This window comes from Paraburkholderia sp. BR14374 (assembly GCF_040948685.1).
GTDB classification, from domain to species: domain Bacteria; phylum Pseudomonadota; class Gammaproteobacteria; order Burkholderiales; family Burkholderiaceae; genus Paraburkholderia; species Paraburkholderia youngii.
In genome coordinates this window covers 1-843 of the sequence record NZ_JBFPKF010000118.1, presented here as the reverse complement: position 1 = coordinate 843, position 843 = coordinate 1, and the positions used below count along the sequence as shown (strand labels likewise).

Sequence of the window (843 nt, the reverse complement as noted above, 5' to 3'; positions counted from 1 at the left end):
ACCGCCGCCACCGATCCCGCGCTCACCCGCGCCTGGAGCGTGCTCGAAGCGGTACCCGACCCGGAGATCCCGGTGGTCTCGATCCGCGAGCTCGGCATCCTGCGCGAGGTGCGACGCGCCGCGGACGGCGCGCTCGAAGTCGTGATCACGCCGACCTACTCGGGCTGCCCGGCGATGTCGCAGATTGCCGAAGACATCGGCCGTGCGCTCGAGGCCGCGCAGCTCACGCCCTACCGCGTCGCCACCGTGCTCGCGCCAGCCTGGACCACCGACTGGATCACCGCCGAGGCCCGCGAAAAACTGCGCGTCTACGGCATCGCGCCGCCCACGGGCAACTGCGGTTCAGCCGCGACGTCTGCGTCACAGGAAAAAGTGCTGCGCTTCGTGCCGCGCGCGCTGCCCGCCCCGTCCTGCCCGCGCTGCGGCTCCGCACACACCGAGCGGCTCGCGCAGTTCGGCTCGACCGCCTGCAAGGCCCTGTATCGCTGCCTCGACTGCCGCGAACCCTTCGACTACTTCAAACCGTACTGATATGGCCACCCCGCAATTCCATCCGCTGCGTATCCGCGAAGTACGTCCCGAAACCGCCGATGCGGTGTCGGTCGCCTTCGAAGTCCCGCCCGAACTGCGCGACCAGTACCGCTTCACGCAGGGCCAGTTCGTCACGCTGAAGACGCATATCGACGGTGAGGAAACGCGCCGCTCGTATTCGATCTGCGTGGGCGTCACCGACTACGACCGCGACGGCGAGTTGCGCATCGGCATCAAGCGCGTGCGCGGCGGGCGTTTCTCGAACTTCGCGTTCGACACGCTGCAGCCCGGCCACACGATCGACGTGATGAC

The 843-nt window shown here is 68.4% G+C and carries 2 protein-coding genes; both read left to right on the top strand.

What is annotated here, in order from left to right; all coding sequences use genetic code 11:
• The coding region (paaD, locus tag AB3X86_RS38280) for a 1,2-phenylacetyl-CoA epoxidase subunit PaaD (protein WP_368599906.1) at nt 1–531 on the top strand (531 nt) is incomplete at its 5' end.
• A gap of 1 nt (nt 532) precedes the next feature.
• Nucleotides 533–843, top strand: a 311-nt coding sequence (locus tag AB3X86_RS38275) for an FAD-binding oxidoreductase (RefSeq protein ID WP_368599905.1), incomplete at its 3' end; no start/stop codon positions are given.